General features: G+C 71.6%; 26 protein-coding genes. 12 read left to right on the top strand and 14 right to left on the bottom strand.

Annotated features, from left to right (window positions below; translation table 11 throughout):
• Positions 1–5: 5 nt before the first annotated feature.
• The gene (locus tag F0U47_RS01775; RefSeq protein WP_149748587.1) at positions 6–836 is read left to right on the top strand and encodes a DUF1028 domain-containing protein; all 831 of its coding nucleotides are present in this window, start codon (positions 6–8) and stop codon (positions 834–836) included.
• Here the strand turns inward: F0U47_RS01775 and F0U47_RS01770 are convergent.
• From F0U47_RS01770 to F0U47_RS01740, 7 genes are all read right to left on the bottom strand, one after another.
• Positions 829–1,722 (bottom strand): hypothetical protein, encoded by an 894-nt coding sequence (locus F0U47_RS01770; RefSeq protein ID WP_149748586.1) that lies wholly within the window; start codon positions 1,720–1,722, stop codon positions 829–831. The genes F0U47_RS01775 and F0U47_RS01770 overlap by 8 nt on opposite strands.
• Positions 1,715–2,371, bottom strand: coding sequence for a response regulator (locus F0U47_RS01765; protein WP_223162617.1), 657 nt, complete (start codon positions 2,369–2,371; stop codon positions 1,715–1,717). Before F0U47_RS01765 ends, F0U47_RS01770 begins: the two co-directional genes overlap by 8 nt.
• A 39-nt stretch (positions 2,372–2,410) precedes the next feature.
• Positions 2,411–3,187, bottom strand: a complete 777-nt coding sequence (locus tag F0U47_RS01760) for a slipin family protein (protein WP_149748585.1) — start codon at positions 3,185–3,187, stop codon at positions 2,411–2,413.
• On the bottom strand, positions 3,184–4,560 hold the full coding sequence (locus F0U47_RS01755) for an NfeD family protein (protein ID WP_149748584.1): 1,377 nt from the start codon (positions 4,558–4,560) through the stop codon (positions 3,184–3,186). Before F0U47_RS01755 ends, F0U47_RS01760 begins: the two co-directional genes overlap by 4 nt.
• A gap of 45 nt (positions 4,561–4,605) precedes the next feature.
• Positions 4,606–5,112 (bottom strand): flavin reductase family protein, encoded by a 507-nt coding sequence (locus F0U47_RS01750; protein ID WP_149748583.1) that lies wholly within the window; start codon positions 5,110–5,112, stop codon positions 4,606–4,608.
• Between the two features lie 98 nt (positions 5,113–5,210).
• Positions 5,211–6,353 carry a MacS family sensor histidine kinase gene (macS, locus tag F0U47_RS01745; protein ID WP_149748582.1) on the bottom strand — a complete coding sequence of 381 codons (1,143 nt, stop codon included), beginning with the start codon at positions 6,351–6,353 and terminating at the stop codon, positions 5,211–5,213.
• 16 nt (positions 6,354–6,369) lie between these two features.
• Positions 6,370–7,092 (bottom strand): lysophospholipid acyltransferase family protein, encoded by a 723-nt coding sequence (locus F0U47_RS01740; RefSeq protein WP_149749082.1) that lies wholly within the window; start codon positions 7,090–7,092, stop codon positions 6,370–6,372.
• 83 nt (positions 7,093–7,175) lie between these two features.
• Between F0U47_RS01740 and F0U47_RS01735 the strand changes: the two genes are divergently transcribed.
• Complete coding sequence (locus F0U47_RS01735) at positions 7,176–7,946, top strand: alpha/beta hydrolase (RefSeq protein ID WP_149748581.1); 771 nt, start codon at positions 7,176–7,178, stop codon at positions 7,944–7,946.
• Between the two features lie 32 nt (positions 7,947–7,978).
• Positions 7,979–8,413 (top strand): hypothetical protein, encoded by a 435-nt coding sequence (locus tag F0U47_RS01730; protein ID WP_149748580.1) that lies wholly within the window; start codon positions 7,979–7,981, stop codon positions 8,411–8,413.
• A 312-nt stretch (positions 8,414–8,725) separates the two neighbouring features.
• Here F0U47_RS01730 and F0U47_RS01725 read toward each other — a convergent pair whose 3' ends face one another.
• From F0U47_RS01725 to F0U47_RS01705, 5 genes are read right to left on the bottom strand one after another with little or no spacing between them, the layout of a single operon-like run.
• Positions 8,726–9,625, bottom strand: a complete 900-nt coding sequence (locus F0U47_RS01725) for an ROK family protein (protein WP_149748579.1) — start codon at positions 9,623–9,625, stop codon at positions 8,726–8,728.
• A gap of 9 nt (positions 9,626–9,634) precedes the next feature.
• Positions 9,635–10,582, bottom strand: coding sequence for an ROK family glucokinase (locus F0U47_RS01720; RefSeq protein WP_223162616.1), 948 nt, complete (start codon positions 10,580–10,582; stop codon positions 9,635–9,637).
• Positions 10,579–10,998: a hypothetical protein gene (locus F0U47_RS01715; protein ID WP_149748578.1), complete on the bottom strand. Its 420-nt coding sequence runs from the start codon at positions 10,996–10,998 to the stop codon at positions 10,579–10,581. Before F0U47_RS01715 ends, F0U47_RS01720 begins: the two co-directional genes overlap by 4 nt.
• A complete protein-coding gene (locus tag F0U47_RS01710; protein ID WP_149748577.1) occupies positions 10,995–12,218 on the bottom strand; it encodes an ArsA family ATPase in 1,224 nt (407 codons plus the stop codon). The genes F0U47_RS01715 and F0U47_RS01710 overlap by 4 nt, the downstream gene beginning before the upstream one ends.
• 29 nt (positions 12,219–12,247) lie before the next feature.
• On the bottom strand, positions 12,248–12,706 hold the full coding sequence (locus F0U47_RS01705) for an SRPBCC family protein (protein ID WP_149748576.1): 459 nt from the start codon (positions 12,704–12,706) through the stop codon (positions 12,248–12,250).
• Positions 12,707–12,785: 79 nt separating this feature from the next.
• Here F0U47_RS01705 and F0U47_RS01700 point away from each other — a divergent pair, with 79 nt between their 5' ends.
• The 9 genes from F0U47_RS01700 to F0U47_RS01660 all read left to right on the top strand — a co-directional run bounded on the left by F0U47_RS01700 (position 12,786) and on the right by F0U47_RS01660 (position 23,725).
• Positions 12,786–14,582: an AMP-dependent synthetase/ligase gene (locus F0U47_RS01700; RefSeq protein ID WP_149748575.1), complete on the top strand. Its 1,797-nt coding sequence runs from the start codon at positions 12,786–12,788 to the stop codon at positions 14,580–14,582.
• Between the two features lie 223 nt (positions 14,583–14,805).
• Positions 14,806–15,552 carry a Flp pilus assembly protein CpaB gene (gene cpaB, locus F0U47_RS01695; protein ID WP_188111125.1) on the top strand — a complete coding sequence of 249 codons (747 nt, stop codon included), beginning with the start codon at positions 14,806–14,808 and terminating at the stop codon, positions 15,550–15,552.
• A gap of 12 nt (positions 15,553–15,564) precedes the next feature.
• Entirely contained in the window at positions 15,565–16,749 is a 1,185-nt protein-coding gene (locus F0U47_RS01690) for a CpaE/TadZ family protein (protein WP_149748573.1), read from the top strand.
• A gap of 2 nt (positions 16,750–16,751) precedes the next feature.
• On the top strand, positions 16,752–18,263 hold the full coding sequence (locus F0U47_RS01685) for a TadA family conjugal transfer-associated ATPase (RefSeq protein WP_246159369.1): 1,512 nt from the start codon (positions 16,752–16,754) through the stop codon (positions 18,261–18,263).
• The gene (locus F0U47_RS01680; protein ID WP_149748572.1) at positions 18,260–20,185 is read left to right on the top strand and encodes a type II secretion system F family protein; all 1,926 of its coding nucleotides are present in this window, start codon (positions 18,260–18,262) and stop codon (positions 20,183–20,185) included. Before F0U47_RS01685 ends, F0U47_RS01680 begins: the two co-directional genes overlap by 4 nt.
• 1 nt (position 20,186) lies before the next feature.
• A complete protein-coding gene (locus tag F0U47_RS01675) occupies positions 20,187–21,104 on the top strand; it encodes a type II secretion system F family protein (RefSeq protein ID WP_149748571.1) in 918 nt (305 codons plus the stop codon).
• An 85-nt stretch (positions 21,105–21,189) separates the two neighbouring features.
• Positions 21,190–22,749 carry a sensor histidine kinase gene (locus F0U47_RS01670; RefSeq protein WP_149748570.1) on the top strand — a complete coding sequence of 520 codons (1,560 nt, stop codon included), beginning with the start codon at positions 21,190–21,192 and terminating at the stop codon, positions 22,747–22,749.
• Positions 22,746–23,399, top strand: a complete 654-nt coding sequence (locus F0U47_RS01665) for a response regulator (RefSeq protein WP_149748569.1) — start codon at positions 22,746–22,748, stop codon at positions 23,397–23,399. The genes F0U47_RS01670 and F0U47_RS01665 overlap by 4 nt, the downstream gene beginning before the upstream one ends.
• A gap of 152 nt (positions 23,400–23,551) precedes the next feature.
• Positions 23,552–23,725, top strand: coding sequence for a Flp family type IVb pilin (locus F0U47_RS01660; RefSeq protein ID WP_149748568.1), 174 nt, complete (start codon positions 23,552–23,554; stop codon positions 23,723–23,725).
• Between the two features lie 110 nt (positions 23,726–23,835).
• Here the strand turns inward: F0U47_RS01660 and F0U47_RS01655 are convergent, their stop codons facing one another.
• Together F0U47_RS01655 and F0U47_RS01650 are read right to left on the bottom strand one after the other, a co-directional pair.
• Complete coding sequence (locus F0U47_RS01655; RefSeq protein WP_149748567.1) at positions 23,836–25,086, bottom strand: M48 family metallopeptidase; 1,251 nt, start codon at positions 25,084–25,086, stop codon at positions 23,836–23,838.
• Complete coding sequence (locus F0U47_RS01650) at positions 25,079–26,314, bottom strand: hypothetical protein (RefSeq protein ID WP_188111124.1); 1,236 nt, start codon at positions 26,312–26,314, stop codon at positions 25,079–25,081. Before F0U47_RS01650 ends, F0U47_RS01655 begins: the two co-directional genes overlap by 8 nt.

The following is a 26,314-nucleotide window of genomic DNA, read 5'->3' as shown; positions in this document are numbered from 1 at the left end:
CCCTCATGACGTTCTCGATCGTGGCCAGGTCCGCCGACGGAGAGTCCTGGGGAGTGGCGGTGGCGTCGAAGTTCCTCGCCGTCGGGTCGGTGGTGCCGGCCGCGGTGGCCGGGGTGGGCGCGGTCGCCACCCAGGCCGACGCCAACGTGGCCTACAAGGGGCTCGCGCTGGCCCACCTCGACGAGGGTGCCACCGCCTCGGTGGCGCTCCAGCGCCTGCTCGAGGAGGACGACGGCCGCGCCGACCGCCAGGTCGGCATCGTCGACCTCGACGGAGGAGCGGCGTCCCACACCGGCCAGCAGTGCATCCCGTGGGCGGGCGGCGTGACCGGTGACGGCTACGCCATCCAGGGCAACTGCCTCGCGGGCGCCGAGGTGGTCGACGCGATGGAGGAGGCCTGGCTCGCCAGCGACCCCGAGGCACCGCTCGCCGACCGGCTGCTCGCGGCGCTGGCCGCCGGCGATGCGGCGGGCGGCGACAAGCGCGGCCGGCAGTCCGCAGCGATCCTGGTGGTGCGGGAGGGGGCGGGGTACGCCGGCGGCGACGACGTCGCCGTGGACCTGCGCGTCGACGACCACCCCACCCCGATCGACGAGCTCGCGCGCCTGCTCGACCTCAACGACCTCTACCTCACCGCATCGAACGAGGAGGAGCGGGTGCCGGTCGACGACGAGCTCCGCGCCGAGCTCGAGACGTTCGCCGTCGAGGCCGGCCACCGGGACTTCCACGAGTGGGTCGGCAACGAGAACTACGAGATGCGGGTCGCTCCCGACCTCGCCTGGATCGACGAGCGGGTCCTCGCGATCGTCCGCGGCGAGACCGACGAGATCAGCTGAGCTTGTCGAGGGCGGCCTGAGCGGCGTCGCGCTCGGCCGTGGCGGTGCGCAGGGCGGCCGACGCCTCGTCGCGGACGTCCTCGGCGTCACCCAGCTCGTCGTCGACCTCGTCGAGCTCCGACTCCAGCTCCGCCACCTTGCGCCGCAGCTCGTCGAGCTCGGCCTGCAGCTGGAGGGACCGGGCGGACAGGCGGTCCACGTCGGCCGCGGCCTCCGCATGGGCGGCCTGCGCCTCGTCGTACGCCGCCGCGGCCTGGTCGCGCCGCTCCTCGGCTGCTCGCCTCGCCTTGCCCGCAGCGTCCGGGTCGGGCACCACCCGCAGGTCCGGTGGCCGGGGCTCCGGGGCCTCCCGCGCCGTGGCGCTGAACCCGAGGGCCTCCGGCACCGCGAGAGCCGCCGCGAGGGCGGCCTCGCCGACCGGGTCCACCCCGTTGCTCTGCAGGGGCGCCACCAGCAGTCCGCTGCGGACCGCCTGGCCGCACTCGGCGTCGGCCATCGCGGCCGTGAGTGTGGCCTCCACCTGGTCGGCGACCGACTGGGTGACCTTGTGGCCGGCCTCGGCCGCCAGGTGCCGGGCCTGCTGGGTGACTGCGGCGGTGACCTGTCGCCGCTGCTTCGTCAGCGTCCGCAGCTCACCGGCCGACATCGCCGCCTGCGCCTCGCGGAGCGCCGCGCCGACGTTGAGCAGCTGGTCGACCTGGCCGGTCTCGCGGCGCACGAGCAGGTTGACGACCCAGGCCGCGATGCCCGGCTTCTTCAGTGCCTTGACCGGGGCCGCGAGGTCGGTGCCCTTGAGCTCCTTCGCCTTCGCGTCGCGGGCTGCCGTGAACTCGCCCGGTGGCAGAGCGTAGAGCTCGTCGGCGATCTCGAGCAGGCTCTCACTCATCGAGGCCCTGCTCGATCGCGTAGCGGGTGAGCTCGACCCGGTTGTGGAGCTGGAGCTTGCGGAGCGTGTTCTGCACGTGGTTCTGGACCGTGCGGTGGGAGAGGACGAGCCGCTCGGCGATCTGCTTGTAGGACATCCCCTTGGCGACCATCTTGAGCACCTCCGTCTCGCGCTCGGTGAGCTGCTCGCCCGGCAGCGTGGCCGGCCCGGGGTCCTGCGCCATCCGGCGGAACTCCCCCAGCACGAGGCCCGCCAGGCCGGGCGTGAAGACGCTGTCGCCGACGCTGACCCGGCGTACGGCGGTGATCAGCTCGTCGCGCGAGGCCGACTTGACCAGGTAGCCGGTGGCGCCGGCCTTGACCGCCTCCAGCACGTCGTCCTGCTCCCCCGACGCCGACAGGATCAGCACGCGGGCCGACGGGTCCTCCTGCAGGACGGTGCCGGTCACCTCCACGCCGCCGGGCTCCGGGATCTGGAGGTCGAGCACGATCACCTGGGGACGGGTGGCCCGGAACCTCGTGATCGCCTCGGTGCCGGTCGCGGCCGTCGCAACGACGGCGAACCCGGCCGCCTCGAGGTCCTTGGCCACGGCGTCACGCCACATCGGGTGGTCGTCGACGACCATCAGCCTCAGCCGAGCCTCCTCCATGGGCGAGACCCTAGTGCCCGCCCGCACCGGCAGGTGGGGTCACTCGCTCCGCGCCGCGTCGGCCGCCACCTTGTCCACCATCCTGAGCAGCTCCATCGGCACCGGGAAGGCGATCGTGGAGTTCTTCTCCGCGCCGAGCTCGAGCAGGGTGCCGAGCGTGCGGAGCTGCATGGCGGCGGGGTGCTCCTCCAGCACCACCGCCGCCTCACCGAGGTTGGCGGCCGCCTCCTTCTCGCCGAGCGCGTGGATCACCTTGGCGCGCCGGTCCCGCTCGGCCTCCGCCTGGCGAGCCATCGCGCGGCGCATCGACTCCGGCAGGATCACGTCCTTGACCTCGACCAGGGTGACCTTCACGCCCCACGGGTCGGTGACCTGGTCGATCACCTGCTGGAGGTGCTGGTTGATCTCGTCCCGCTTGGTGAGCAGGTCGTCGAGCGGTGCCCGGCCGAGCACGCCGCGGAGCGTGGTCTGGGCAATCTGCTGGGTGCCGAACCGGTAGTCGTCGATCGACAGCACGGACCTCGTCGCATCAACCACGTTGAAGTACACCACCGCGTTGACCCGCACGGTGACGTTGTCCTCGGTGATGACGTCCTGGGGCGGGATGTCGTAGGTCTGCGTGCGCAGGTTGACCCGGATCAGCCGGTCGACGACCGGGATGATGAGGATCAGACCGGGGCCCTTGAGCGGCTGGATCCGGCCGAGCCGCAGGATCACGGCGCGCTCGTACTCGGGCAGGATCTTCACCGCCGCGGCGACCAGCGCCACCACGGCGATGAGTGCCACGGCCAGTCCGATCAGTGCTGCTTCACTCATGACGCGCCTCTCTCCTCGTCCTCCGCGTCCCGTTCGGGCGCGGCCGGTGCTTCGTCCTCGTTGCCGTCCGGGTCGACGAGGAGCACGAGGCCGTCCACGCCGACGACGCGGGCCTCGGAGCCTGTCCGCAGCGGGCGGCCGGTGCTGCGCAGGGACCACCACGCCCCGGCGGTGAAGGTGCTCCCCGTCGTCCCGTCGCTCGTCCGGACAGGCACCAGTCGCCCGATCAGCACATCCGTCCCGGTCGAGACCGACGGCGCCCGCCGTGTGCGCATCGCGACCCGGCCGGCGCCGACCACCAGGACGAACATCAGGACCGCCAGCGGGATCGCGGCCCAGACGTCGACCGAGACACCCTCGGCGTCGTCGAACAGGAAGACGGCGGAGAGCACGAGCACCACGGCGCCGCCGAACCCGAACCCCGCGAGGCCGGGCGCCAGCACCTCTGCCGCGAACAGAGCCGCAGCGACCGCGAGCAGCAGCAGACCGACCGCGTTGACGGGCAGGACCGACAGGCTGAAGAGCGCGAGCAGGAGGCAGGTGACCCCGGTCGCGCCGGCGAACCCGACGCCGGGCGTGGCGAGCTCGTAGATCAGCCCGAGGGTGCCGAGGGTCAGCAGCAGGAAGGCGAGGTTGGGGTCGGCCAGGAACTGCAGCAGGGTGCGGAACGCGCCCAGCTCGTGCCGGTCCACGGCAGCGCCGGCCGTGCGCACGACGACGGTGCGCTCGTCCGCGACGGCCACCTGCTGCCCGTCGGCTGCTGCGAGCGCGTCGGTCAGCGACCCCGCCCGTGCGTCCACCACTCCTTCGGCGACGGCAGTGTCGACGTCGACGGCGTGGCCGTCGCGGACCATGGAGGAGGCGAACTCCAGGTCGCGACCGCGGAGCTTGGCCAGGGACTCGGCCTGCGCGGCCAGGTCGTTGACGATCTTGTCCGAGACCTCCTCGCCTTCGAGGCCGACCGGGGTCGCTGCCCCGATCGTGGTGCCCGGAGCCATCACGGCTACGTGCGCGGCGAGGGTGATCACTGCCCCGGCGGACGCCGCCCTGGCGCCGTCGGGCGCGACGTGGACGACGACCGGGACCGGGCTCGCCAGGATGTCCGCGACGATGTCGCGCATCGCGTCCACCAACCCACCCGGGGTGTCGAGCTCGATGACGTACGCCGCGTAGCCACCCTCGGCCGCGTCGCGCAAGCCGTCCTCGACGTGGTCGGCCACCACCGGCGTGATGGGGGTCGCGAGCGTCGTGACCAGCACCCGCGGCCGGTCGCCATCCGGCGCCGCGGCGCCCGCTCCGGAGCCGACGAGACCGACAGCCACCACGAGCACAGCCGCGAACAGCCGTGCCCCCGACTGCAGGCATCCGTTCATCGCACCAGCGACCTCAGCGTCAGCCTACGCCGGTCGGTGGGGCCCTCAGATCGTGTGGAACCGGCCGCGACGGTGCAGCAGCGGCCGGTCGGCGTCGTCGCCGACGATGATCGCGTCGAGGGTCGCCTCGACCTCGACCGACCAGCCGACCTCGCGCTCGCCGACGAGCGAGACGTCGGCGTAGGTGGTGGTCGTGGCCAGTCGCGGGCCGTACGACGTCGCCACGAACTCCGCCTGCCGGAAGGGCCCGCCCGGCGCGGGCGCGGTGCCGGCGAACGCCTCCGCGAGCTGCCGGTCGCCCCAGGTCAGCACCTGGACGACGGCTCGTCCGGTCTCCCGTACGCCGGCGAGCAGGTCGCTGTCGGGGTCCAGCAGCGCCAGCACCCGGGGCTCCGGGCCCAGCGCGACCATCAGCGAGGTCACGGTGAGGCCTGTCCGGTCCGCTCGGTCGCCGGCGGTCCAGAGGGTGACGGCGCCGACGACCCGGCCCCGCAGCCGCCGCGCCGGGTCGGGGTCCGGGTCGGCGAAGGGATGGCCGGTGTGGATCGTCACGAGGACGAGCGTAGGAGAAGGGACATCCCGCTACCGAGGACGTCCCTGCCGCCCTACAGTCCGCCGCATGCCGTCTATCGCGATCCTCGACGGCTCCGTCATCGACTCCGCTTACTCACGGGCTTGGGTACGACGAACTCCCACTCGGTGCCGAACGACCCGGTGCTGAGCGTCGCCGTACCTCCGAGGTCGCGGATGCGTCCCTTGATCGACTCGCTCACCCCGAGACGGCCGTCCGCCCGGGCGGCCTCGAGGCGCCCGTCGGGGATGCCGTCACCCTCGTCGCGCACGGAGACCTCGACCCGGTCACCGAGGTCCTCCAGCAGCACCCAGGCGGGCGCGCCCTCGCCGACGTGGCGGGCAACGTTGTCGAGGCACGCACCGACCACGGCGACCAGCTCGGCGACCACGTCCGCCGGGAGGTCGACGGTCCCGCTCGGCAGCACGACCTCGACCCCGGGCCGATGGCCCAGCGTCCCCAGCGCGGCCGCCAGGTCCTCCGTGCCGGCCCGGTCGTCACCGGTCACCCGGTCCTGGGTGCGGATCAGGGTCCGCAGCGCCTCCTCCTGCTCACCCGCCAGCCGGCCGAGCTCCGCCGCCTCACCGCCCAGCTCGGCGCCGCGGCGCTGCACCAGCGCCAGCACCTGCAGCACGCCGTCGTGCACGACCCGCGCCAGCCGCGCGCGCTCCCCGGCCACCGCCGCCTCGCGCTCGGCCCGGTCGCGGTCGGCGGCCATCTGCTGGAGCGACTCGACGAGGTAGCCGACGATCGGGCCACCGAGCACGATGAGGAAGACGTAGCCGTAGTTGCCCTGGTCGAAGTCGGCCCGGATCAGCCGGTCGGTGCCCCCCAGGATCACGGAGGCGACCAGACCGCCCCGCCAGCCGTAGCGCACCGCCCAGGCCAGCAACGCGCCCATGATCCAGAACCCGGGGATCGTGGCGCTGAACCACTCACCCTTGACGAACGGGGTCGCCACCAGGAGACCGACGGCGATGACGAGATCGGCGACGAGCAGCCGGACGGTGCGACGGATCGGCTTGGCGTAGGTGAGGATCGCGTAGCCGGTCCAGACGATCATCAGCGCGACGCAGGACCAGCCGGCGACCGGGTGCTCGAAGTTGTCGCGGTAGACGGCGAGCACCACCGCGTTGACGAGCACGACGACCCGCAGCACCGCGAGCGCGCGGAACATCCGGTTCTCGACCGCGACGACGGCGCGGACCGACGTACCGGTCATCGGTCAGGTCATCCGGCTAGGCAGCGGGCTTGCGCTGCTCGTCACCCTTTGCGGAGTCCGCCTTCTTGGACTCCTCCTTCGCGCGGGTGGCGTACATGTCGACGTACTCCTGGCCGGACAGCCGCATGATCTCGTACATGATCTCGTCGGTGATCGAGCGCAGGATGAACCGGTCGTTCTCCATCCCGGCGTAGCGCGAGAAGTCGAGCGGCTTGCCGAAGCGCACGTGGGGTCGGGTCCACCGGCCGAACTTCTTGCCCGGCGGCGCGACCACGTCGGTGCCGACGACGGCGACCGGGACGACCGGGACGCCGGTCTCCAGCGCGAGCCGGGCGATGCCGGTCTTGCCGCGGTAGAGGCGCCCGTCGTGGGACCGGGTGCCCTCGGGATAGATGCCGAAGAGCTCACCGTTGCCGAGCACCCGCTTGGCCGACAGCAGCGCGCCGGCCGCCGCGTCGGCACCGGCACGGTCGATCGGGATGTTGCCGGTGCCGCTGAAGAACGTCTTCTGCAGCCAGCCCTTGACGCCGGGGGTCGTGAAGTACTCGGCCTTGGCCACGAAGCTCACCTTCCGCGGCACGACCAGCGGCATGAACAGCCAGTCGGCGTAGGACAGGTGGTTGCTGGCGAGGATCGCCGGGCCCTCGGTCGGGACGTTCTCGACGCCCTCCGCGCGCGGCCGGAAGACAACCTTCAGCAACGGCCCCAGCGCGATGAACTTGAGGAACCAGTAGAACACCCCACGCACCCCTAACCCCTGCGACCGACGCCCAAAGCCTAGTGCCTCCTCGGCGCGGACCGACACTGCGGCACAATCGCGGCATGAGCCGTCACCCGGAGTACGAGCCGCTGACCGTCGCCGCCCGTCCCGAGCTGACCGGCGGCCGCCGGATCGGCGTGCTGCTGAGCCACGGGTTCACCGGTTCCCCCGCCTCGATGCGCCCCTGGGGCCGCCACCTCGGCGACCTCGGGTACGGCGTCCGGATCCCCCTCCTCCCGGGCCACGCCACCTCGTGGGAGGACCTCAACACCAGGACCTGGAACGACTGGTACGGCGAGCTCACCCGCGCCTTCGACGAGCTCGTGGCCGAGCACGACGCGGTGGTCGTGGGCGGGCTGTCGATGGGCGGCGCGCTCGCCCTGCGGCTGACCGCCGACCGGGGCGACGACATCTCGGGCGTGATGGTCGTGAACCCCGCCGTCGCGACGAAGCGGCTCGACGTGAAGGCGCTGCCCGTGCTGAAGCACCTGGTCGCCTCCCTTCCCGGGATCGCCAACGACATCAAGAAGGAGGGCGTCGAGGAGCACGGCTACACCCGGACGCCGCTCCGGGCGATCCACTCCCTGATCCAGGCCTGGCGGCCGCTGATCGCGGACCTGCCGCAGGTCAAGGCGCCGCTCGTGTACTTCCGGTCCGCGAATGACCACGTGGTCGACGAGGCCTCGGAGCCGATCATCCTCGGCCGCATCTCCTCCACCGACGTCGAGGTCGTGCGGCTGCCGGACTCCTACCACGTCGCCACGCTCGACAACGACGCTGCGACCATCTTCGAGCGGTCCGCCGAGTTCATCGCCCGGGTGACCGCTTCCTAGGAGCCGCATCGGGCCCGCCGTACCCTGGGAGCATGGCCCGCGACGACGACCCGGAGCCCGCCGACCTGGCGCGCGAGCGCGAGCGGGAGTGGCAGCAGATCGTCGAGAACTTCGGCGAACGGGTGGTCCTCGAGCCCGAGGAGGAGCCGCAGGTCGACGTCGTGCGCCCGCAGGTCCCGGACGAGGACCTCGACGACCCGCCGGTCCGCGACCAGATCCACCCCGACGACGAGTTCGTGCCGCCGACCCCGCCGCCGATCCCCCGCCCGCCGATCGACCGGCTCCTGGCCTGGTTCGGGGTCTTCGGCATCCCGGCCGTGGTCCTGTTCTGCATCGTCGTCGGGATCAGCGTCCCGACCTGGTTCGGCCTCCTGATGGCCGCCGGGTTCATCGGCGGCTTCGGCTACCTCGTCGTCAAGATGTCCGACGAGCCCCGTCCCCCGTGGGACGACGGGGCCGTTCTCTAACAGTCAGGCGCGCTGCGCGGGCTGGGTGTGGCTGCCCGTCGAAAGGAGCCGGAGCCGCGTGGGTCTCGCGCGTTGCCTGTAGGCGGTGCCGGGAGGTCGCCGCGGGGCAATCGGGGTGCCGCCGGCGAACCGACCCATCAACCCCCTCTCAACGCATCAGATCCCGGTTCGCACCGGGCAGGTCGCACCAGGCCCCATCTGAGGGGGCCGGCGGCGGGGTCCCCGCTCTTGTCCCGCGGCGACCTCCCGGCACCGCCCCAACCACGCGCGACACCCACGACCGGCGCAGCCAAGAACAGCCCAGCGCAGCGCCTATGCGCCCGCATGCAAGGCCGCGCCGACCGCACCGGCCTCCGGTCCGAACCGGGTCGGCACGATGCGCGGGACGTCGCGGTGCGCGGTGGCCTGGAGCGCGTCGAGGAGGCCGCGGCGGGCGGGCTCGAGGAGCAGGTCGCCGACGGCGGAGACCCCGCCGCCGACGACGACGACCTCGGGGTCGTAGGCGGAGACCAGGCCGGCGATCCCGACGCCGAGCCAGGTGCCGATCGTGGCGAACACCTCCCGGGCGGCCGGGTGGCCGTCCCGGGCGAGGGCGGCGACCTCCGGCCCGTCGAGGTGGGAGCCGAGGGTCACCCGGGTGACCCGCTCGAGGGCGCGACCGCTGCAGTACTGCTCCCAGCAGCCGCGCAGGCCGCACTCGCACTCCAAGCCGTCCGGGACGACCTGCACGTGCCCGAACTCGCCGGCCATCCCGTTGGCGCCCCGCACGACGCGCCCGTCGAGGACGACGGCTCCACCGATCCCGGTGCCGACCGTGATCAGCACCGCCGAGTCGACGCCGCGGAGCGCACCGGCGACCAGCTCGGCCCGGGCGGCGCAGTTGGCGTCGTTGTCGAGCAGGACCGGCGCGCCGATCCGCTCCTCGAGCCGGAGCCGCACGGGCGCGTCCCGCCACGGCAGGTGCGCGGCGAACCGGACCTGCTCACCCGCCCGGTCGACCAGCCCGGCCGCCGAGACCCCGACGCAGGTCAGCGGCCGCTCGGCGGCGACCTCGAGCACTGCCTGCGCCACCGCCTCCTCGACCTCGCCTGCGGCAGCCGTCCGGCCCGGCATCGGGAGCTGCGCGGCCCGTGCGACGGCAAGGTCCTCGCCGCGACCGTTGAGCTCCACGGCGAGCACCTTGGTGCCGCCGACATCGACCCCGACGAACATCCCGGCCTGCTAGGTCCGGGCCAGGTCGGCGGCGCCGATGACCCCGGCGCGGTTGCCGAGGATCGCACCGCGGATCTCGGCCTGGGGCCGGTACCCGCGGCCGGGGAGCTGGCGCGCGAACGTCTCGCGGATCGGGTCGAGCAGCAGGTCGCCGGCCTCGCTCACGCCGCCGCCGATCACGATCACCGCCGGGTCGAGCACGGCGGTCAGGGACGCGACGCCGTACCCGATCCACTGGCCGAGCTCGCGGAGCTGCTCGATCGCGAACCGGTCGCCGTCGCGTGCCGCCTCGGTGACGAGGGGACCGGTGATGGCCATCGGGTCGCCTCCGGCCCGCTCGAGCAGGTCCCGCGCGAGCAGCGAGCTCCCGGCGGCTGCCTCCCGGGTCCCCCGGACCAGCGCGGAGCCGGAGCCGTACTGCTCGAAGCAGCCGCGGTTGCCGCAGCCGCACTGCCGTCCCTCCGGCACCAGGCCGAGGTGCCCGATCTCGCCGGCGACCCCGAACGCACCCCGCACCAGGCGGCCGCCGACGATCACGCCGCCACCGATCCCGGTCCCGACGGTCACCATCAGCTGGTCGTCGACGTCGCGGCCGGCGCCGTGGCGGAACTCTCCCCAGGCGGCGGCGTTGGCGTCGTTCTCGATCACGACCGGGAGGCCGGTGAGCCGGGTGAGCTCGGAGGCCAGCGGCTCGTCGCGCCACGCGATGTTGGGGGCGAAGAGCACGTTCGCCCGGGACGCGTCGACGTAGCCGGCGGCACCGACGCCGACGGCCGACACCGGGTGACGGCCCGCGAGGCCGACGACAAGCGCGGCCACGGCCGTCTCGATCGCCTCCGGATCGGTCGCGGGCGACACGACACGCGCCTCCTCGAGCACGACGCCGGCACCGTCGACCACCGCACCCGCGATCTTCGTGCCGCCGATGTCGATGCCGCACGTGACCTGGGGCGTCACCAGGGACCGTCCGTGGTGTCGTCGCCGGCGTCGTCGAGGTCGATGCGCTCCACCTCGGGGCCCCGCTGTGGGGCACCCTGGTCGGCCGGCGGGACCGTCTCGAGCAGTCCCGCCGCCGCCTGGAGGAACGAGGAGGCCGCGGTCAGCAGGTGGGTCCGCACCTCGGGCGAGGTCTCCCGGACCGCGTGCACGACCCGGCAGACGGGGCAGTACCGGCACTCCGCGCTGCCGGTCGCGATGTGGCTGTTGACGTCCTGCGCCAGCGAGGCGGCCTGGTCGGCGAGGCCGCCGAGCCCGCCGCCGAGGTCGGCACCCTGCTGCCGGGCGAGGTCGGCCAGCGCGCCGAACAGCTTCGCCGCCTCCTCACCGACGGAGCCCACTGCGGGCGGCTCCTGGGGTTCGTTCGGATCGCTCACGTCGCCGTCTCCCTGCTCGTCGTGGTGGGCGTTGGGTCCTGCCCGCGGAACCGCACCTGCAGCTCTCCCCCGTCCACCCGGGCACCGGCGACGCGCAGCCGCGCGAGCCCGGCCGGGAGGGTGAGCAGCCGGCGCGAGGAGCCGACGGTGACGACGAGCTCGTCGCCGTTGCGGGCGAGGTCGACCTCGGCGCGGGTCACGAACGGCAGCGCCAGGTGCACCACGGCGTCCCCGCTGTCCTCCCGGACCACCCGGAAAGGTCCGTCGCCCTCGGGCGGGGCGAGCGGGTCGTCGTCGCCGTACAGCCGGGTGGCCAGGTCCGTCAGCGCGGGTACGCCGACCGGCTCGCCGGGCTGGTACTCCGAGCGCCACACCGGGAGCCCGGAGAAAGACTGGTCGACCTCCTTGAGCACGGTCTGCTGCGCGTCGACCCAGCCCGCCCGCCACGCATCGCCGTCGCCTGCGGGGAACACCCGGTTGGCGATGACGCCGTCGACGCGGTAGCCGAACAGCGACAGGCTGGTGTAGGCCCGGCGCGCCTCGGCGAGGACGACGTTCTCGGGCGTGAGGACCAGCCGCACCGAGGCGTCGGGGCCCGCGAGCAAGGCCTGCACCTCGTCGAGCTCGCCGTGGAGCCGCGTGATCGCGTCGAAGACGGTGTCGCCCGGCATCGGCACCCCGGCCGCGCGGTTGAGCACCGGGCGCAGCGCCTTCACGAGGCGGCGCTGGATGGGGAGCAGCCGCTCCATGTACCAGCCGAGCGCCTCCGGCAGGGCGAGGAGCCGGAGCGTCTCCGCCGTGGGGGCGCAGTCGACCACGATCACGTCCCACTCGCCCGAGCGGGCGTGGAGCCGCAGCTCCAGCAGCGCCAGCACCTCCTCGGCGCCGGGGATGACGGTCATCTCCTCGGCGGCGACGGGATCCATCCCGGCGGCGTCGAGGACCGAGAGCAGGTAGCGCTGGATGTCGGCCCAGGACTGCTCGAACCGCAGCTGGGCGTCGACCTGGTGCACGAAGAGGCAGTCGGCGATCTCGGTCGGCTCGGCGCCGATGGGGGTCGGGCCCGAGGAGTCCGCGCCGTAGGCGTCGGCGAGCGAGTGGGCCGCGTCGGTGGACAGGATCAGGGTGCGCAGACCGCCCGCCGCCGCGAGCGCGGCCGTGCCGGCGGCGACGGTCGACTTGCCGACACCGCCCTTGCCGGTGAAGAGGACGATGCGCACCCCGGAGCTCCGTCGTTGCCGCAGGGTGATCAGGCGCCGGACTCGACGCGCTTCTTCAGGCCCTTCAGCGCGGTGTCGATCAGGATCTTCTCGCCCTTGCGCTTGAGCATGCCGATGAGCGGGATGGACACGTCCAGGGCCAGCCGGTAGGTCACCTCGGTCCGGCCGGGCGACGTCTCGTCGAGGACGTAGGCGCCGTCGAGCGAGCGCAGCATCTTGCCCTCGACGAGGGTCCAGGTCACCTGCCGGTCGTCGTCCCACTCGTAGGCGAGCGTGTACTCGTCCTTGATGGGAGGTACGTCGAGCGCGAAGTAGACCTCGCGCGCGCGTCCGCGGGCGGCCGGGTCGGCGTCGTCGAACGTCTCCTTGACCTCGGCCGTCTTCACGCCCTTGGCCCAGGCCGGGTAGGCCGCGAAATCTGCGATCACGGCCATCACGTCCGCCGCGGGGGCGTCGACGACGATCGACGAGGACGTCTGCTCTGCCATGAGCGGCAGGCTACCGGAGAAGCGTGCCACCCCTGCGCGGCGGTAACCTGCCGTGCGGTCCAACCCAGGAGGAACCACCTTGCGCGAGTACTCCACGCCACCGACGGTCGACATCCCGACCAGCGGGAACCTGACCGACGACGTGGTCCGCAACGCCGCCGAGGCGCCCGACGACGTGGTCTTCAGCCGGCCGTCGACGGAGTCGGACGGCTGGTCGGACGTGACCGCGGCGGAGTTCCTGGCCGAGGTCAGCGCAGTCGCGAAGGGCCTGGTGGCAGCGGGGATCGAGCCCGGGGACCGGGTCGCCATCGTCTCGCGCACGCGCTACGAGTGGACCGTCCTCGACTACGCGATCTGGTTCGCCGGCGCCGTCACGGTGCCGATCTACGAGAGCTCGTCGGAGGAGCAGATCGCGTGGATCCTCGGTGACTCGGGGGCGAAGGCCGCGATCGCCGAGGACGACCGCCACGTCGCGAAGCTCACTGCCGTCCGCCGCGAGCTGGCCGACTTCCACCACGTGTGGTCCTTCGCCGACAACGCGGTCGGCGTCCTCACCCGGCTCGGCGCCGACGTCGATGACGACGAGCTCGAGAAGCGTCGTACCACGGCGCAGCCGGACGACCTGGCCACCCTGATCTACACCTCAGGCACGACCGGGCGGCCCAAGGGCTGCATGCTCACCCACGACAACTTCCAGTCGGAGCTGTGCGTGGCGGTGGCCGAGCTCGACCAGCTGTTCGCCGCTGAGGACGCGTCGACCCTGCTGTTCCTGCCGCTCGCGCACGTCTTCGCCCGGATCATCCAGGTCGGCGCGGTGAAGTCCCGCACCCGGCTCGGCCACAGCGCGGACATCAAGAACCTGATCCCCCAGTTGCAGACGTTCCGGCCGACGTTCATCCTGGCGGTCCCGCGTGTGTTCGAGAAGGTCTTCAACACCGCCTCCCAGAACGCCACGGCCGACGGGAAGGGCCGGATCTTCGACCGCGCCGCAGACGTGGCGATCGCCTACTCCCGCGGGCTCGACGCCGGCCGCGTGCCGATCACCGTGCGCGCACAGCACGCCGTGTTCTCGCGGCTGGTCTACGGCAAGCTCCGCGCCGCGCTCGGTGGGCGCTGCGAGTTCGCGGTGTCCGGCGGCGCGCCGCTCGGCGACCGGCTGGGGCACTTCTATCGCGGCATCGGGCTCACCGTGCTCGAGGGCTACGGCCTCACCGAGACGACCGCCGCGCTGACGGTCAACCTCCCCGACGCCCTCAAGATCGGCACCGTCGGACGGCCGCTGCCAGGGACCGCGGTGCGCGTCACCGACGACGGCGAGCTCGCGTTCAAGGGCGGTCAGGTCTTCACCGGCTACTGGGCCAACCCGGAGGCGTCCGCCGAGGCGATCGACGCCGAGGGCTGGTTCCACACCGGCGACGTCGGCGAGGTGGACGACGAGGGCTTCGTCCGGATCACCGGCCGGAAGAAGGAGATCCTGGTGACCGCGGGCGGCAAGAACGTCGCACCCTCGGTGCTCGAGGACCGCGTCCGGGCACACGCGCTGGTCAGCCAGTGCCTCGTCGTCGGCGACGGCCAGCCGTTCATCGCAGCGCTCGTCACGCTCGACGAGGAGGCCCTGCCGGCCTGGGCCGAGCAGCACGGCAAGTCGGGCACCGTCGCGGAGCTCGCGAACGACCCCGAGGTCCGTGCCGCCCTCGAGGAGGCCATCGAGTCCGCGAACCAGGCGGTCTCGAAGGCCGAGTCGATCCGCAAGTTCGAGATCCTCCCCTACGACTGGACGGAGGAGGGCGGTCAGCTGACGCCCAGCCTCAAGCTCAAGCGCAACGTCGTCATGCGCGAGTGCCGGGACGAGATCGCCGCTCTCTACGAGGTCTGACAGCTCGAAATCTGGTGCGATCGGGTCACCTCCTGACCCGATGTGACTAGGACCCCGTGACGTTCGGTCGGAGTCTGCGCTTTCGCTCACTCAGCGCGCCCGTTCCCCGCTAGCGTCCGAGTTGCTCGGTGTCGCCAGGGAGGGTGCGCAGGGCAGACAGGAACTCGGGGGCGTGAAGCACAGTGCTGCACGCCTCCACATGGGGAGCGGGAGGCTCGAGAACATGGATCGTCGCAAACTGATGCTGGCCGTCGCCGCTGTGATCGCGGTGCTCGGCGTCGCGCTGGTCTTCGTCTACGCGAAGGGCGCGGACAGCCGGGCAGCGGAGAAGTTCGACACCGTCGAGGTTCTGGTCGCTGCGAAGAAGGTCGCGCCCGGCGAAAGCTTCGACGACGCCCTCGAGAGCGGGAAGTTCAAGCTCACCGACGTGGCCAAGGCCCAGGTGCTCGAGGGCGCGGCCGACGAGTCCGCCCCCTTCGAGGGGACGGTCGCGCTCACGACCATCTACCCGTCCGAGCAGCTGATCCCGGCGAAGTTCGGCGGAGCCGAGGAGGTCGAGGCGGGCGTGACCCTGCCGATCCCGGAGGGCAAGATCGCCATCTCGATCCTGGTCGAGGACGCCGGACGAGTCGGCTACTTCGTCCGGCCCGGTGCCGAGGTCGCCGTGATCTCGACGCTGATCGACCGCCTCACGCAAGAGCCGATCGTCACCCGCACGCTTCTCGACCGGGTGACCGTGCTGGCCGCGGGAGACACCTCCTCGATCACGGACACCAGTGCGAGCGAGGAAGAGGAAGACGGCACGGAGACGGGCATCAAGCAGCTGCTGACGATCGCAGTCACCCAGCGTCAAGCCGAGCAGGTCCGGTTCGCCGAGAAGGCCGGTCAGCTCTCGGCCGCGCTGCTGAACGACGCCAGTGAGGTCGACCCCGACAACGGCGTCGACGCCGACAACCTCTTCAAGAACTGAGGGACAACCGCGATGCCTGTTCTCGTCGAGACCGACAACGGGGTCGTCCCGTTCCTGCTGCGGGCGATGCCCGCCGGCTCCCACGCCGTCGGCGCAGCCGACCGGATGTACGCCTGGCTGGACCAGCACAGCGACGAGTACGTCGTCGCGCTCGGTCCGTCGCTCCCGCTGGACCTCGCGCTCAGCTACGCCGAGGACCTCCGGATCGCCAAGCCCACCGTCACCGTGGTCCTGCTGCGCGACGTCTTCGACACCGAGGCGCTGACCCGCGCCATGCACGCCGGGGTACGGGACGTGGTCGCGACCGACGACGAGAAGGGGCTCACCAAGGCGGTCGAACGTGCCCACCAGCTCTATCTGGCCCTGCGCGGCCCGGGCGGCGCCCGCCAGCTGGGCCGGGTCATCACCGTGTTCTCCCCCAAGGGCGGGGTCGGCAAGACCACGGGGTCGGTCAACCTGGCACTGGCCCTCGCGGACAAGGGCGCGCGCAAGGTGTGCCTGGTCGACCTCGACCTCGCCTTCGGCGACGTGGCGATCACCATGCAGCTGTTCCCGACCCACTCGATCGAGCAGGCCGTCGGGTCCGAGGACTCGATCGACCTGGTCATGATCGAGGGACTGCTCACCCGCCACGAGGACTCGCTCAACGTGCTGGCCGCTCCGGCGCACCCGGACGTGCGGGAGCGGGTCACCCCGCTGCTCATCTCCCGGATCCTGCGGGCCCTGCGGGACGGCTTCGACTACGTCGTGGTCGACACCTCGCCGTCGTTCGACGACGCCACCCTGACGGCGCTGGACGAGACCGACGAGTGCGTGGTCGTGGCGACCCTCGACGTACCGACGCTGAAGAACGTGAAGGTCGCGCTGGAGACCATGGACATGCTCAACATCGCCCGCGGCCACCGGCACCTGCTGCTCAACCGGGCCGACGAGGAGGTCGGCATCGGCGTCGACAAGGTGGAGGCCATCCTCGGAATGCCGGTCTCGGCGCAGGTTCGCACCGCGACCGACATCGTCGCCGCGACCAACTCCGGCACGCCGATCGTCACCTCCCAGCCGACGCACCCCGCCAGCCGTGCTTTCAACGAGCTGGCAGCCATCGTCGCCGGCGAGTCCTTCGTCGCAGCCGGCGTCCTCTCCGACGCCGCCGACAGCAACGGCCGCTCACGTGGCCTGTTCCGTCGTGGGAGGAGCTGATCATGTCGACTCTGTCCGACCGTCTCGAGGCCGCTCGCCGGGAGGCCCAAGGCCGGCACGCCGGTGACCCCGACCCGTCCGACCTGGCGCGGCCCGCCGCACCCCGCGCCACCGAGGACGTCGTGCCGGCCGCCGGACCAGCAGCCACGGTCGCTCCCGGCCCGATGGCACAGCGCACCGCAGTCGTGGCTGCGCCCGACAACCGCGCGGCACAGCGGCGCGTGCTGGCCAGCCAGGAGACCGACCGGATCGAGGAGCTGAAGGCCAGCGTCCACGCCGAGCTGCTCCGGGAGCTCGGTCCGCACCTGTACGACGCCGAGATGGACCAGTCCGAGCTCGACCAGCGCGTCCGCACGGTGCTCGCCGAGGTGCTGGGCGCCCAGGACCGTCCGCTGAGCAACAGCGACCGCGTCCGGGTCACGCAGGAGATCAGCGACGACATCCTCGGCTACGGCCCGATCGACCCGTACCTCCGCGACTCCGAGGTCTCCGAGGTCATGGTCAACGGCTACAACGACGTGTGGCTGGAGAAGAACGGCCGCCTCCAGAAGGCAGAAGCGCACTTCGCCGACGAGGCCCACCTGCGGCGCACGATCGACAAGATCGTGTCGCGCATCGGCCGTCGCGTCGACGAGTCGAGCCCGATGGTGGACGCGCGGTTGCCCGACGGCAGCCGTGTCAACGCCATCGTCCCGCCGCTCGCCATCGACGGTTCGGCGCTCACGATCCGGAAGTTCGCCACCGACCCGCTCACCGTCGACGACCTGATCGCGTTCGGATCACTGAGCCCGCAGACCGCGGACTTCCTCAGCGCGTGCGTCCGGGGCCGGCTGAACATCATCGTCTCGGGCGGCACCGGCGCCGGGAAGACGACGACCCTCAACGTGCTGTCGTCGTTCATCCCGTCCGACGAGCGGATCGTCACGATCGAGGATGCCGCCGAGCTGCAGCTGCACCAGGACCACGTGGTCCGGCTCGAGTCCCGCCCGGCGAACATCGAGGGCAAGGGCGCGGTCACCATCCGTGACCTGGTGAAGAACAGCCTCCGCATGCGCCCCGACCGGATCGTCGTCGGCGAGGTCCGTGACGCATCGGCGCTGGACATGCTGCAGGCCATGAACACCGGCCACGACGGCTCGATCTGCACGCTCCACTCCAACGGCCCGCGGGACACGCTGGCCCGGATGGAGACGATGGTGCTGATGGCAGGGATGGACCTGCCGATCCGCGCCATCCGCGAGCAGGTGGCCTCGGCCGTCGACCTGATCGTCCACCAGTCCCGCTTCAAGGACGGCTCCCGGCGGATCACCCACATCACCGAGGTCGAGCGGATGGAGGGCGACGTCATCACTCTCCAGGACGTGTTCGTGTTCGACAACTCGCCCGGCTTCGACGAGAACGGCAAGGTCCTCGGCCGGCTCCGCGGCACCGGGCTGCGGCCGAAGTTCATCGAGAAGCTCGCCTACGCCAACGTCGCCGTCGACCCGGCGGTCTTCCGGATGGACCTGCAATGAGGCGCTACCTGATGACGGCGCTCGCGGCCGTCGTGGCCGCGCTCGTCGTCGTTCTCTCGCCGTCGACGGCGTGGAGCGCCGATGACGAGCCCTCGATCGCCCACGTCGAGGCGACCGACGACGGCCTGCGCGTCCTGGTCAGCGTCCCCGCGGGCACGAAGGTCAACCTGGCCGGCGTCACCGGCACCCTCGACGATAACCAGCTCGACGCGAAGGCGACCTCGGCCGGGGCCGACACCACGGTCGCCCGGACGACGATCCTGGCCATCGACACCAGCGACTCCATGGCCCGCAACGGCCGGTTCGCGGCGGCGAAGACAGCCGCCCTGACGTTCCTCGAGAGCGTTCCGGACGACGTCGCCGTCGGCATCGTCACCTTCGACGGCGAAGTGGCCACGGCGCTCGAGCCGACCACGGACCGCGGCACCGCCCAGGTCGTGGTCGACGGGCTCACGCTCAGCAAGGGCACCCTGCTGTACGACGGCGTCCTGGCCGCGGTGGCCCTCGCAGGCGGGGACGGGCAGCGCTCGATCCTGGTCCTCTCCGACGGCGCCGACACCGGCAAGGACACCGACCTGGCCGATGTCACCGCGGCGGTCGACGAGTCCGCGACGCTCGTCGACGTGGTGTCGCTCGACCAGGAGAACAAGCCCAAGGCGACTGCCGCCCTGAACGACCTGGCCGAGGCCGGACAGGGCGACGTGATCGAGTCGACCGGGGATGCCCTCGCGGACGCGTTCGCCGCCGAGGCCGACGTGCTCGCCCACCAGATCCTCGTCACCGCTCCCCTCCCGACCGGCTTCGACGCGGAGGAGGCGACCGTCGAGGTCACGCTGCCGACCGCCGCCGGCGACCTGGTCGCCCGTGCGTTCGCGAAGATCCAGGACGCACCCGAGAGCGACGCCGGGCCCTCGGTCGAACCGGTCAACCCCGACGACGGCCGACAGCTGCCGTCCTGGGCGCTCTACGCCGGCATCGTGGTGTTCGGCGTCGGCCTGGTGATGGCAGCAGTCCTGCTGGTCCCGGCGAAGCCACAGCCGATGACCATCGCCGAGCGGCTCACCGCCTATACCGGGAACACCGGCTCAGCGACGCCCGACTTGAAGCCTGCATCGGACCCGATGCTCGACCAGGCCAAAGCCGCAGCGGCCGGAGTCCTCGATCGCAACAAGGGCCTCGAGGACAAGCTCGCCACGCGACTCACGGCGGCGGGAAGCAGCTTCAAGCCGTCGGAGTGGCTCCTGCTCCACGTGGGCATCGTGGTCGGAAGCGGCCTGCTCGGCTTCCTCGTGTCAGGCGGCAGCATCATCCTCGGCATCCTGTTCTTGATCCCGGGGTTCCTCCTTCCGAGGCTCTATCTCTCGTTCATGGCGAGCCGACGCCGCAAGGCCTTCAACTCCTCCCTGCCGGACACGCTGCAGCTCCTGTCCGGTTCTCTCTCGGCGGGGTTGTCGCTCACCCAGGCGGTCGACACCATCACCCGCGAGGGGCAGGAGCCGATCGCGTCGGAGTTCAAGCGCGTCCTGATCGAGTCGCGGATCGGGGTACCCCTCGAGGATGCCTTCGAGGGCGTCGCCGCCCGGTTCGGGAGCAAGGACTTCTCCTGGGTCGTCATGGCGATCCGGATCCAGCGCCAGGTCGGGGGAAACCTCGCCGAGCTGCTCACGACCGTCGCGGCGACCATGCGGGAACGCGAGTATCTCCGGCGCCAGGTCAACGCGCTTGCCGCCGAGGGCAAGCTGTCGGCACTCATCCTCTCGCTGCTGCCTCCTGCCGTCTTCGTGTTCGTGCTGTTCACCAACGGCGAGTACATCGAGCCGTTGTTCAAGGAGACGATCGGCATCGTGATCCTGGTCGGTGCGACTCTGTGGCTGAGCATCGGGGTCTTCTGGATGAGCCGCATGGTGAAGGTGGAGGTGTGACATGACGCTGGTGCTTGGTTTGGTCCTCCTCCTCGGAGCGGTCGCGGTCCTGGGGCGCGGGCTCGTGAGGGACGCGACACCGACGGGGCTCGCCCGCTCCCTCGCCACCCTCGAGCAGCGGTCCCCACGCGGCTCCCAGGAGCTGGTCGAGGAGCCCGAGGAACCGTTCGCCGACCGCGTGCTCGCACCGCTCCAGGCGCGTGCACTCCAGGTCGGGAAGCGGCTGACCGGTGCCGACAAGGCGGAGCGCATCCGGCACAAGCTCGATCTCGCCGGCAGCCCCCTCGACTGGTCGGTCGACCGCGTGGTGGGTCTCAAGGTGCTGGCCGCAGTGATGCTCCCCGTGGTCGGCGTGGCGTACGGCGTAATGGTCGGAGCGTCGCTACTGACGCTGTTGCTGATCGCAGCGGGCGCCGGCGCGGTCGGGTTCTTCGCACCTGACCTGTACCTCTACCAGCGAGCCTACGAGCGGTCCGAGGCGATCCGCCGGACGCTTGCGGACTCGGTCGACCTCCTGACCATCAGCGTCGAAGCAGGGCTGGGATTCGATGCCGCACTGCAGCAGGTGGCGCGCAAGACCGACGGCCCCCTCGCCGACGAGTTCTCCCGGGTGCTCCGGGAGATCCAGCTCGGAAAGGGAAGGGCCGACTCTCTGAAGGCGTTGAGCGAGCGGTCGAACGTCCCCGACCTCAAGTCCTTCGTAGGCGCCATGGTCCAGGCAGATGCGTTCGGCATCTCGATCGCGCAGGTCCTACGGGTCCAGACGTCGGAGATCCGGGTGAAGCGGCGTCAGTACGCCGAGGCCAAGGCCCAGCAGGTGCCGGTCAAGATCATGGTGCCTCTCGTGATCTGCATCCTCCCGTGTCTCATGGCCGTCATCATGGGTCCGGCAGTGATCAGCATGCTGAAGGCGTTCTGATACGCCTCTCCCCTTCGCCGTGATCTGAGACCTGCCGTGATCGGTACCATGGAATCCCCCTAAGGAACCGATACGGTCACGGATCATGCCCAGTAGCCAGGCTCTCGCCGTCGTTGCTGCTGCGCGCCTGTTCACCCTCCTCGCGATCGGCGCGCCAGCGCTGTGGTACCGCGATGCCCAGGCACTGCTGGGCCTGCTGGCACTCACCCTGGTGTGGCTCTACCAGGTGGTCACGCTCACCCGGCGTGACCTCGAGCTCACGCTGCCCCCCACCGTGGAAGCAGCCGCGGTCGGCGTGATCTGCGCGCTCAGCATGCACGCCTCGCCAGCGATCCTGGCGGCGCTCGTCGTGCCACCGCTCTTCGCGACCGCGCTCGTCGGGCTGCGCACGATGATCCGCACCGTCGCCTTCCAGCTCGTGTCCGTCGTGAGCCTCGGGCTCATGTGGTGGCGGGAGATCACGCCCGAGGAGGGCGTCTCCATCTTCACTTGGTCGATGGCCGGGGTCGGCCTCAGCCTGGTGGCCAGCTTCACGTTCAACTCCGACCGCCACGGCAGCGATGCCCTGTCGCCGTACCACGCGGCGCAGGACCTGATCAAGCAGCTGATCGAGCTCTCCGGCGACCTCAGCTCGGGCCTCGACGTCGCCGCCCTCGGTGGCGAGATGCTCGGCGTGGTCGGAGACCTGGTGCCGAGCCGGGCCCTCGCCCTCTACGTGCCCCGGGGTGACGCCCTCACGCCGGTCGCGTCGAGCACGGACCTGGAGCCGGAGGACGCGGACGCGTGCGAGAAGCTCGCGACCGATGCGTGGGCTCGCGGGGAGCAGGTCACGGCGGGACAGGGATTCGCCTTCGGTGCCGGCGATGCGGCGATCATCGCAGGCCTCCGTCCGGGATCGGGCACCAAGACACCCCCGCCGTTCGACGAGCTGACGGATGCCCTGGCGCCGACCGTGGTCAAGTTCGACACCGCGCTCCTCTTCTCCCAGTTCCGCGACATCGCCACCGCCGACGAGCGTCAGCGCCTCGCCCGGGAGATGCACGACGGCGTCGCCCAGGACATCGCGTCCCTCGGCTACCTGGTCGATGCGCTGGCCGCGCGCCCGGCCGACGAGAAGCAGGCGAAGCAGTTCGCGATGCTCCGGGACCGGGTCACCAAGGTCGTCGCCGAGGTACGCCGCTCGGTGATGAACCTGCGCACCAGCATCGGCGAGAACGAGAGCCTCGGCGCCGCGATCAGCGCCGTCGCGCGGCACCTGTCCGAGGCCTCGGGGATCCCGATCCGGGTCCGGCTCGACGAGCAGCCGACCCGGCTCCGCCCCGAGATCGAGGCCGAGCTGTTCCGGATCGCGCAGGAGGCGCTCAACAACGCCGTGAAGCACGCGCGAGCCACGGCGATCGACGTGCGCTGCCAGGTCTACGCGCCGGAAGCCCGGATCACGATCGCCGACGACGGCATCGGGCTACAGGGCGGCCGCTCCGACTCCCACGGGCTGAAGATCATGCGAGAACGCGCGAAACTGATCGGAGCGCAGCTGACGGTGCGCGACAATGCAAGTCGTGGACTCACCGTCTCCGTGGCGCTTCGTGCTCCCGGTGGCCACGCTCCCGCCCCGGACCACACCCTGACCAAGGAGACCCGATGACGAGTGACACGATCACCATTCTGCTGGTGGACGACCACGAGCTGATCCGCAGTGGTCTCGGCGCGGTTCTCGATCTCGAGGACGACATGGACGTGGTGGGCACGGCCGGCAGCGTGGCGGAGGCCATCACCGAGTTCGATCGCCTGCGCCCGCAGGTCGTGGTGGCGGACCTGCAGCTGCAGGACGGCACCGGGCTCGACATCGTGCGGACGATCCGCAAGCAGAGCGACACGACCGGTCTGATCGTGCTGACCATGCACTCCGGCGACGACCAGATCTTCGCCGCGATGCAGGCCGGGGCGTCGGGCTTCGTGGGCAAGGACGCTCCGGCGACCGAGGTCATCAAGGCGGCCCGGCACGCAGCGGTTTCTCCCAAGGCGTTCGTCTGCGCCGGCCTCGTGGGGGCGATGATGCGACGGCGCTCGGGCGAGGTCACCGCTCTCACCGAGCGGGAGCACGACGTTCTCCTCCTGCTGGCCGAAGGGCTCAACGCCGCTGCGATCGGCGCGAAGCTCTACCTCTCGGAGTCCACGACGAAGTCCCACATCGCGCGGATCTACCAGAAGCTCGGCGCCGCCAACCGTGCCCAGGCGCTGGTCACGGCGATGCGGATCGGCCTGCTATCGACTGTCCAGCCGTCTGCGCGTTAGCACCCAACGCTTCGTGGCCCCGAGGTAGTCAGAAGGGACTACGGGCATCGAGACGAACTCCCGATTCGCCGGCCCCCTCTCTCGCGGCAAGATTCTGGTCATCGGGGGAAACCCCCGGGGACCCAGATTCATCCACTCAAGGGGAAACTTCCATGATCCAGTACCTGCAGATCCTCCTCAACGCCCGCCGCGACGAGGAGCGGGGCGCGTCCGCCGTCGAGTACGGCCTCCTCGTGTCCCTGATCGCCCTGGCGATCATCGTGGCCGTCGGCCTTCTCGGCACCGAGCTCGACGCCCTGTTCGACAGGGTCACCGCTGGTCTCTGACCTTCAGCAGAGGTTGATGGCCGCGCGTCCGATCGGACGCGCGGCCATTGCCATTCTCGGATCAAGGCGGAATCCTCCGCCGGTCTCCCGCGGGAAGGCTTCGTCGTCCTCTAGCGCACCTTCGCAGATCGAGCAAGGGCGATCCGCTGGAGCACGGTGGGGTGGGAGCCGAACCACCAGTGCGACCACTCCGGCGGGGTCGGGTCGGCGAGCGACCTGACCGCGAGGCGACGCTGCAGAGCAGCGAACGCCGACGAGTCCTCCGTCGCCGCCAGCGCGTCGACGTCGGCGCGCGCCTCGATCCGACGGCTGATGCCGTTCTGGACCGGCAGCACGAGCACGGTCGCCAGCGCGGCCAGCGCCAGGACCATCGGCACCGAGCGGGGGTCTCCCACGCGCCGCCCGCCGCGCCGCTCCGCGGCGCCGAAGGCCAGCCCGAGCAGCCCGACACCCACGAGGGCACCGGCTGCGCCGAGGGACGTCCCGATCAGGACGTCGTCGTGGCGGGCGTGCGCGAGCTCGTGGGCCACGACGGAGAGGGCTTGGTCCTCGGAGACGCCCTCGACCAGGTTGTCGTAGAGCACCACCCGCCGCGTGCCGCCGAAGCCCGACACATAGGCGTTCAGCGTCGTCGTACGGCGTGAGGCGTCGGCCACGAGCACGTCCTCGACCTCCACGCCCTCCTCCTCGGCGAGCTCCAGGATCTGGGCGCGGAGCGAACCGTTCTCGAGCGGGGTGAAGGTGTTGAACAGCGGCTCCACGAGCACCGGGTAGACGAACGAGGCGAGCACCACGAAGACCGCCAGCACTCCACCCGCGATGGCGGTCCAGCTCCGCGGCCACCGTCGCGCGATCCCGACCAAGACGAGCACCGCGATCGAGGTCGACACGATGGAGACCAGCTCGCCCTTGACCACGTCGAGGGCCCAGGCCGGCCAGGACGACGTGGTGAGGCCGACGTCGAGCTCGAGCAGCCGGTTCGCGATGCTGAACGGCAGGGTGGCGATGCGGCCGATGAGGCTCAGCGCGGCCACGGTCAGGATCACCTGCACCCACCAGGGGCCGGGCAGCCGGTCGACGAGGCGACGGCCGCGGTCGGTGAAGCCCAGCCAGCACGCCACCGCCAGCGAGACCGCGAGCGCGCTCCAGCCCCAGACCCGCGCCCAGCGGGCGAAGTCCTCGGCCCGCTGGATCTGGCCGCGTTTGAACACCGAGTCGGGCGCCACCGCGTCGGGCATCCCGCCGGGCACCGGCTCCCACGGCACCAGCCAGGTGGCGATCAGCACGAACGCCGCCGCGCCGATGATCGTGGTGCCGTAGGCAACCCGGCGGTCGATGCCGGTCTCGAGAGCCTCAGCCACCGTCGGTCCCTGCGATCGAGAGGAGCCGGTCCTGCCAGGCCCGGGTGAGGTCGGCGACCGTCCAGGCGAACTGCGTGCGCAGCTCTGCCTCGAGGTCGGCGCCGCCCAGGACCGCGTCGTAGAAGCTCACCAGGGCCTCCTCACCACCGTGCTCGGCCAGTGTCACGCAGACCAGCCACGCAGCCTCGTAGGCCGCGCCGAGGTGCTCGGCGCTGCTGTCGAGCTCGAGCCTGCCGGGCAGGGTCGTCGGCACCCCGTCCTCGCGCACCTGGGCAGCGATCTGGCCGGCGGTCTTGGTGAGCGGCAGGTCCACGTCGCGGAGCGCGACGTAGTCGGCGAAGCCCTCGAGCAGCCACGGCTCGACGCTCCGTGCAACCGTCGGAGCGGACGTGAGCGCGTGCACCGCCTCGTGGCTCATCACGATCTGGGCCGCGAGCGGCCCGAGGCGGCCGAAGACGTCCGGGTTGACGAAGACGTGGACCGGCGACCCCGGCACGTTGGCGCCATCGGCCGCGGTCGTGACCGCCGCGACCGCGTCGTAGGTGCCGGGCGCGAGCGCGAGCGCGGCGTGGAGCGCGTCCGCGGACGCGGGGACCTCGACCACGAGCCGGTCGGCACGTCCGCCGAGCACCCGTCGCGCGACGGCCAGGGCGGTGTCGGCCTGGGCGGCCAGCGGCCCGAGCGGCAGGGCGTCGCCGGCGACGACCACTGCCGTGTCGTCGGTACGACGGGCGGCGGTCAGGCCGCTGAGCCACACCGGCGTGCTGCCGATGCCGCCACCGACCGCGCGGATCCGGGTGCCGCCGTCAGCGAACGCGAACTGCACCTCGGCGCGGGCCGAGGTCGACTCGAAGCCGGACACCCGCCACGTCGTCGCGACGGCCGCCGTCCAGGTGCCGTCGGACAGCACCTGCCCGTTCTCCGCGACGTAGCGGAACGTCACGTCCGAGAGCCGGAGCGTCGCGGCCGTCTCCGCGATCGAGCGGAGGACACCGCTCGCAGCCTCGTCGGCCCCGAGTCCGGCCGCGGCGTCGTCGTCGTGGCGGCGCAGCGCCGTCTGCAGCTCGTCCAGGGTCGCGGCGGCGGTGGCCGGTGCGATGCTCTCCGCCGACGCCGTGGGGGGCGGAGCGACGTACGGCTCCTCAGACTCACATCCGGTGAGCACACCGACGGCGAGCAGTACTCCTGCGAGCAGCAGCCGTCCGGAGTCTCGCACCCGCCGGGGCAC

The sequence above is a fragment of the Nocardioides antri genome (assembly GCF_008373765.1).
Lineage (GTDB): Bacteria > Actinomycetota > Actinomycetes > Propionibacteriales > Nocardioidaceae > Nocardioides > Nocardioides antri.
This window is presented reverse-complemented; position numbering and strand designations above follow the sequence as displayed.

What these genes read in the sequence shown, in the direction of transcription:
- F0U47_RS01765 (WP_223162617.1), bottom strand. Translation starts at nt 2,371, where the DNA reads ATGGAGGAGGCTCGGCTGAGGCTGATGGTCGTCGACGACCACCCGATG.
- cpaB (WP_188111125.1), top strand. Translation starts at nt 14,806, where the DNA reads ATGGATCGTCGCAAACTGATGCTGGCCGTCGCCGCTGTGATCGCGGTG.
- F0U47_RS01735 (WP_149748581.1), top strand. Translation starts at nt 7,176, where the DNA reads ATGAGCCGTCACCCGGAGTACGAGCCGCTGACCGTCGCCGCCCGTCCC.
- F0U47_RS01755 (WP_149748584.1), bottom strand. Translation starts at nt 4,560, where the DNA reads ATGAACGGATGCCTGCAGTCGGGGGCACGGCTGTTCGCGGCTGTGCTC.
- F0U47_RS01775 (WP_149748587.1), top strand. Translation starts at nt 6, where the DNA reads ATGACGTTCTCGATCGTGGCCAGGTCCGCCGACGGAGAGTCCTGGGGA.
- F0U47_RS01665 (WP_149748569.1), top strand. Translation starts at nt 22,746, where the DNA reads ATGACGAGTGACACGATCACCATTCTGCTGGTGGACGACCACGAGCTG.
- F0U47_RS01690 (WP_149748573.1), top strand. Translation starts at nt 15,565, where the DNA reads ATGCCTGTTCTCGTCGAGACCGACAACGGGGTCGTCCCGTTCCTGCTG.
- F0U47_RS01760 (WP_149748585.1), bottom strand. Translation starts at nt 3,187, where the DNA reads ATGAGTGAAGCAGCACTGATCGGACTGGCCGTGGCACTCATCGCCGTG.
- F0U47_RS01705 (WP_149748576.1), bottom strand. Translation starts at nt 12,706, where the DNA reads ATGGCAGAGCAGACGTCCTCGTCGATCGTCGTCGACGCCCCCGCGGCG.
- F0U47_RS01680 (WP_149748572.1), top strand. Translation starts at nt 18,260, where the DNA reads ATGAGGCGCTACCTGATGACGGCGCTCGCGGCCGTCGTGGCCGCGCTC.
- macS (WP_149748582.1), bottom strand. Translation starts at nt 6,353, where the DNA reads ATGACCGGTACGTCGGTCCGCGCCGTCGTCGCGGTCGAGAACCGGATG.
- F0U47_RS01770 (WP_149748586.1), bottom strand. Translation starts at nt 1,722, where the DNA reads ATGAGTGAGAGCCTGCTCGAGATCGCCGACGAGCTCTACGCTCTGCCA.
- F0U47_RS01725 (WP_149748579.1), bottom strand. Translation starts at nt 9,625, where the DNA reads ATGTTCGTCGGGGTCGATGTCGGCGGCACCAAGGTGCTCGCCGTGGAG.
- F0U47_RS01675 (WP_149748571.1), top strand. Translation starts at nt 20,187, where the DNA reads ATGACGCTGGTGCTTGGTTTGGTCCTCCTCCTCGGAGCGGTCGCGGTC.
- F0U47_RS01685 (WP_246159369.1), top strand. Translation starts at nt 16,752, where the DNA reads ATGTCGACTCTGTCCGACCGTCTCGAGGCCGCTCGCCGGGAGGCCCAA.
- F0U47_RS01670 (WP_149748570.1), top strand. Translation starts at nt 21,190, where the DNA reads ATGCCCAGTAGCCAGGCTCTCGCCGTCGTTGCTGCTGCGCGCCTGTTC.
- F0U47_RS01660 (WP_149748568.1), top strand. Translation starts at nt 23,552, where the DNA reads ATGATCCAGTACCTGCAGATCCTCCTCAACGCCCGCCGCGACGAGGAG.
- F0U47_RS01730 (WP_149748580.1), top strand. Translation starts at nt 7,979, where the DNA reads ATGGCCCGCGACGACGACCCGGAGCCCGCCGACCTGGCGCGCGAGCGC.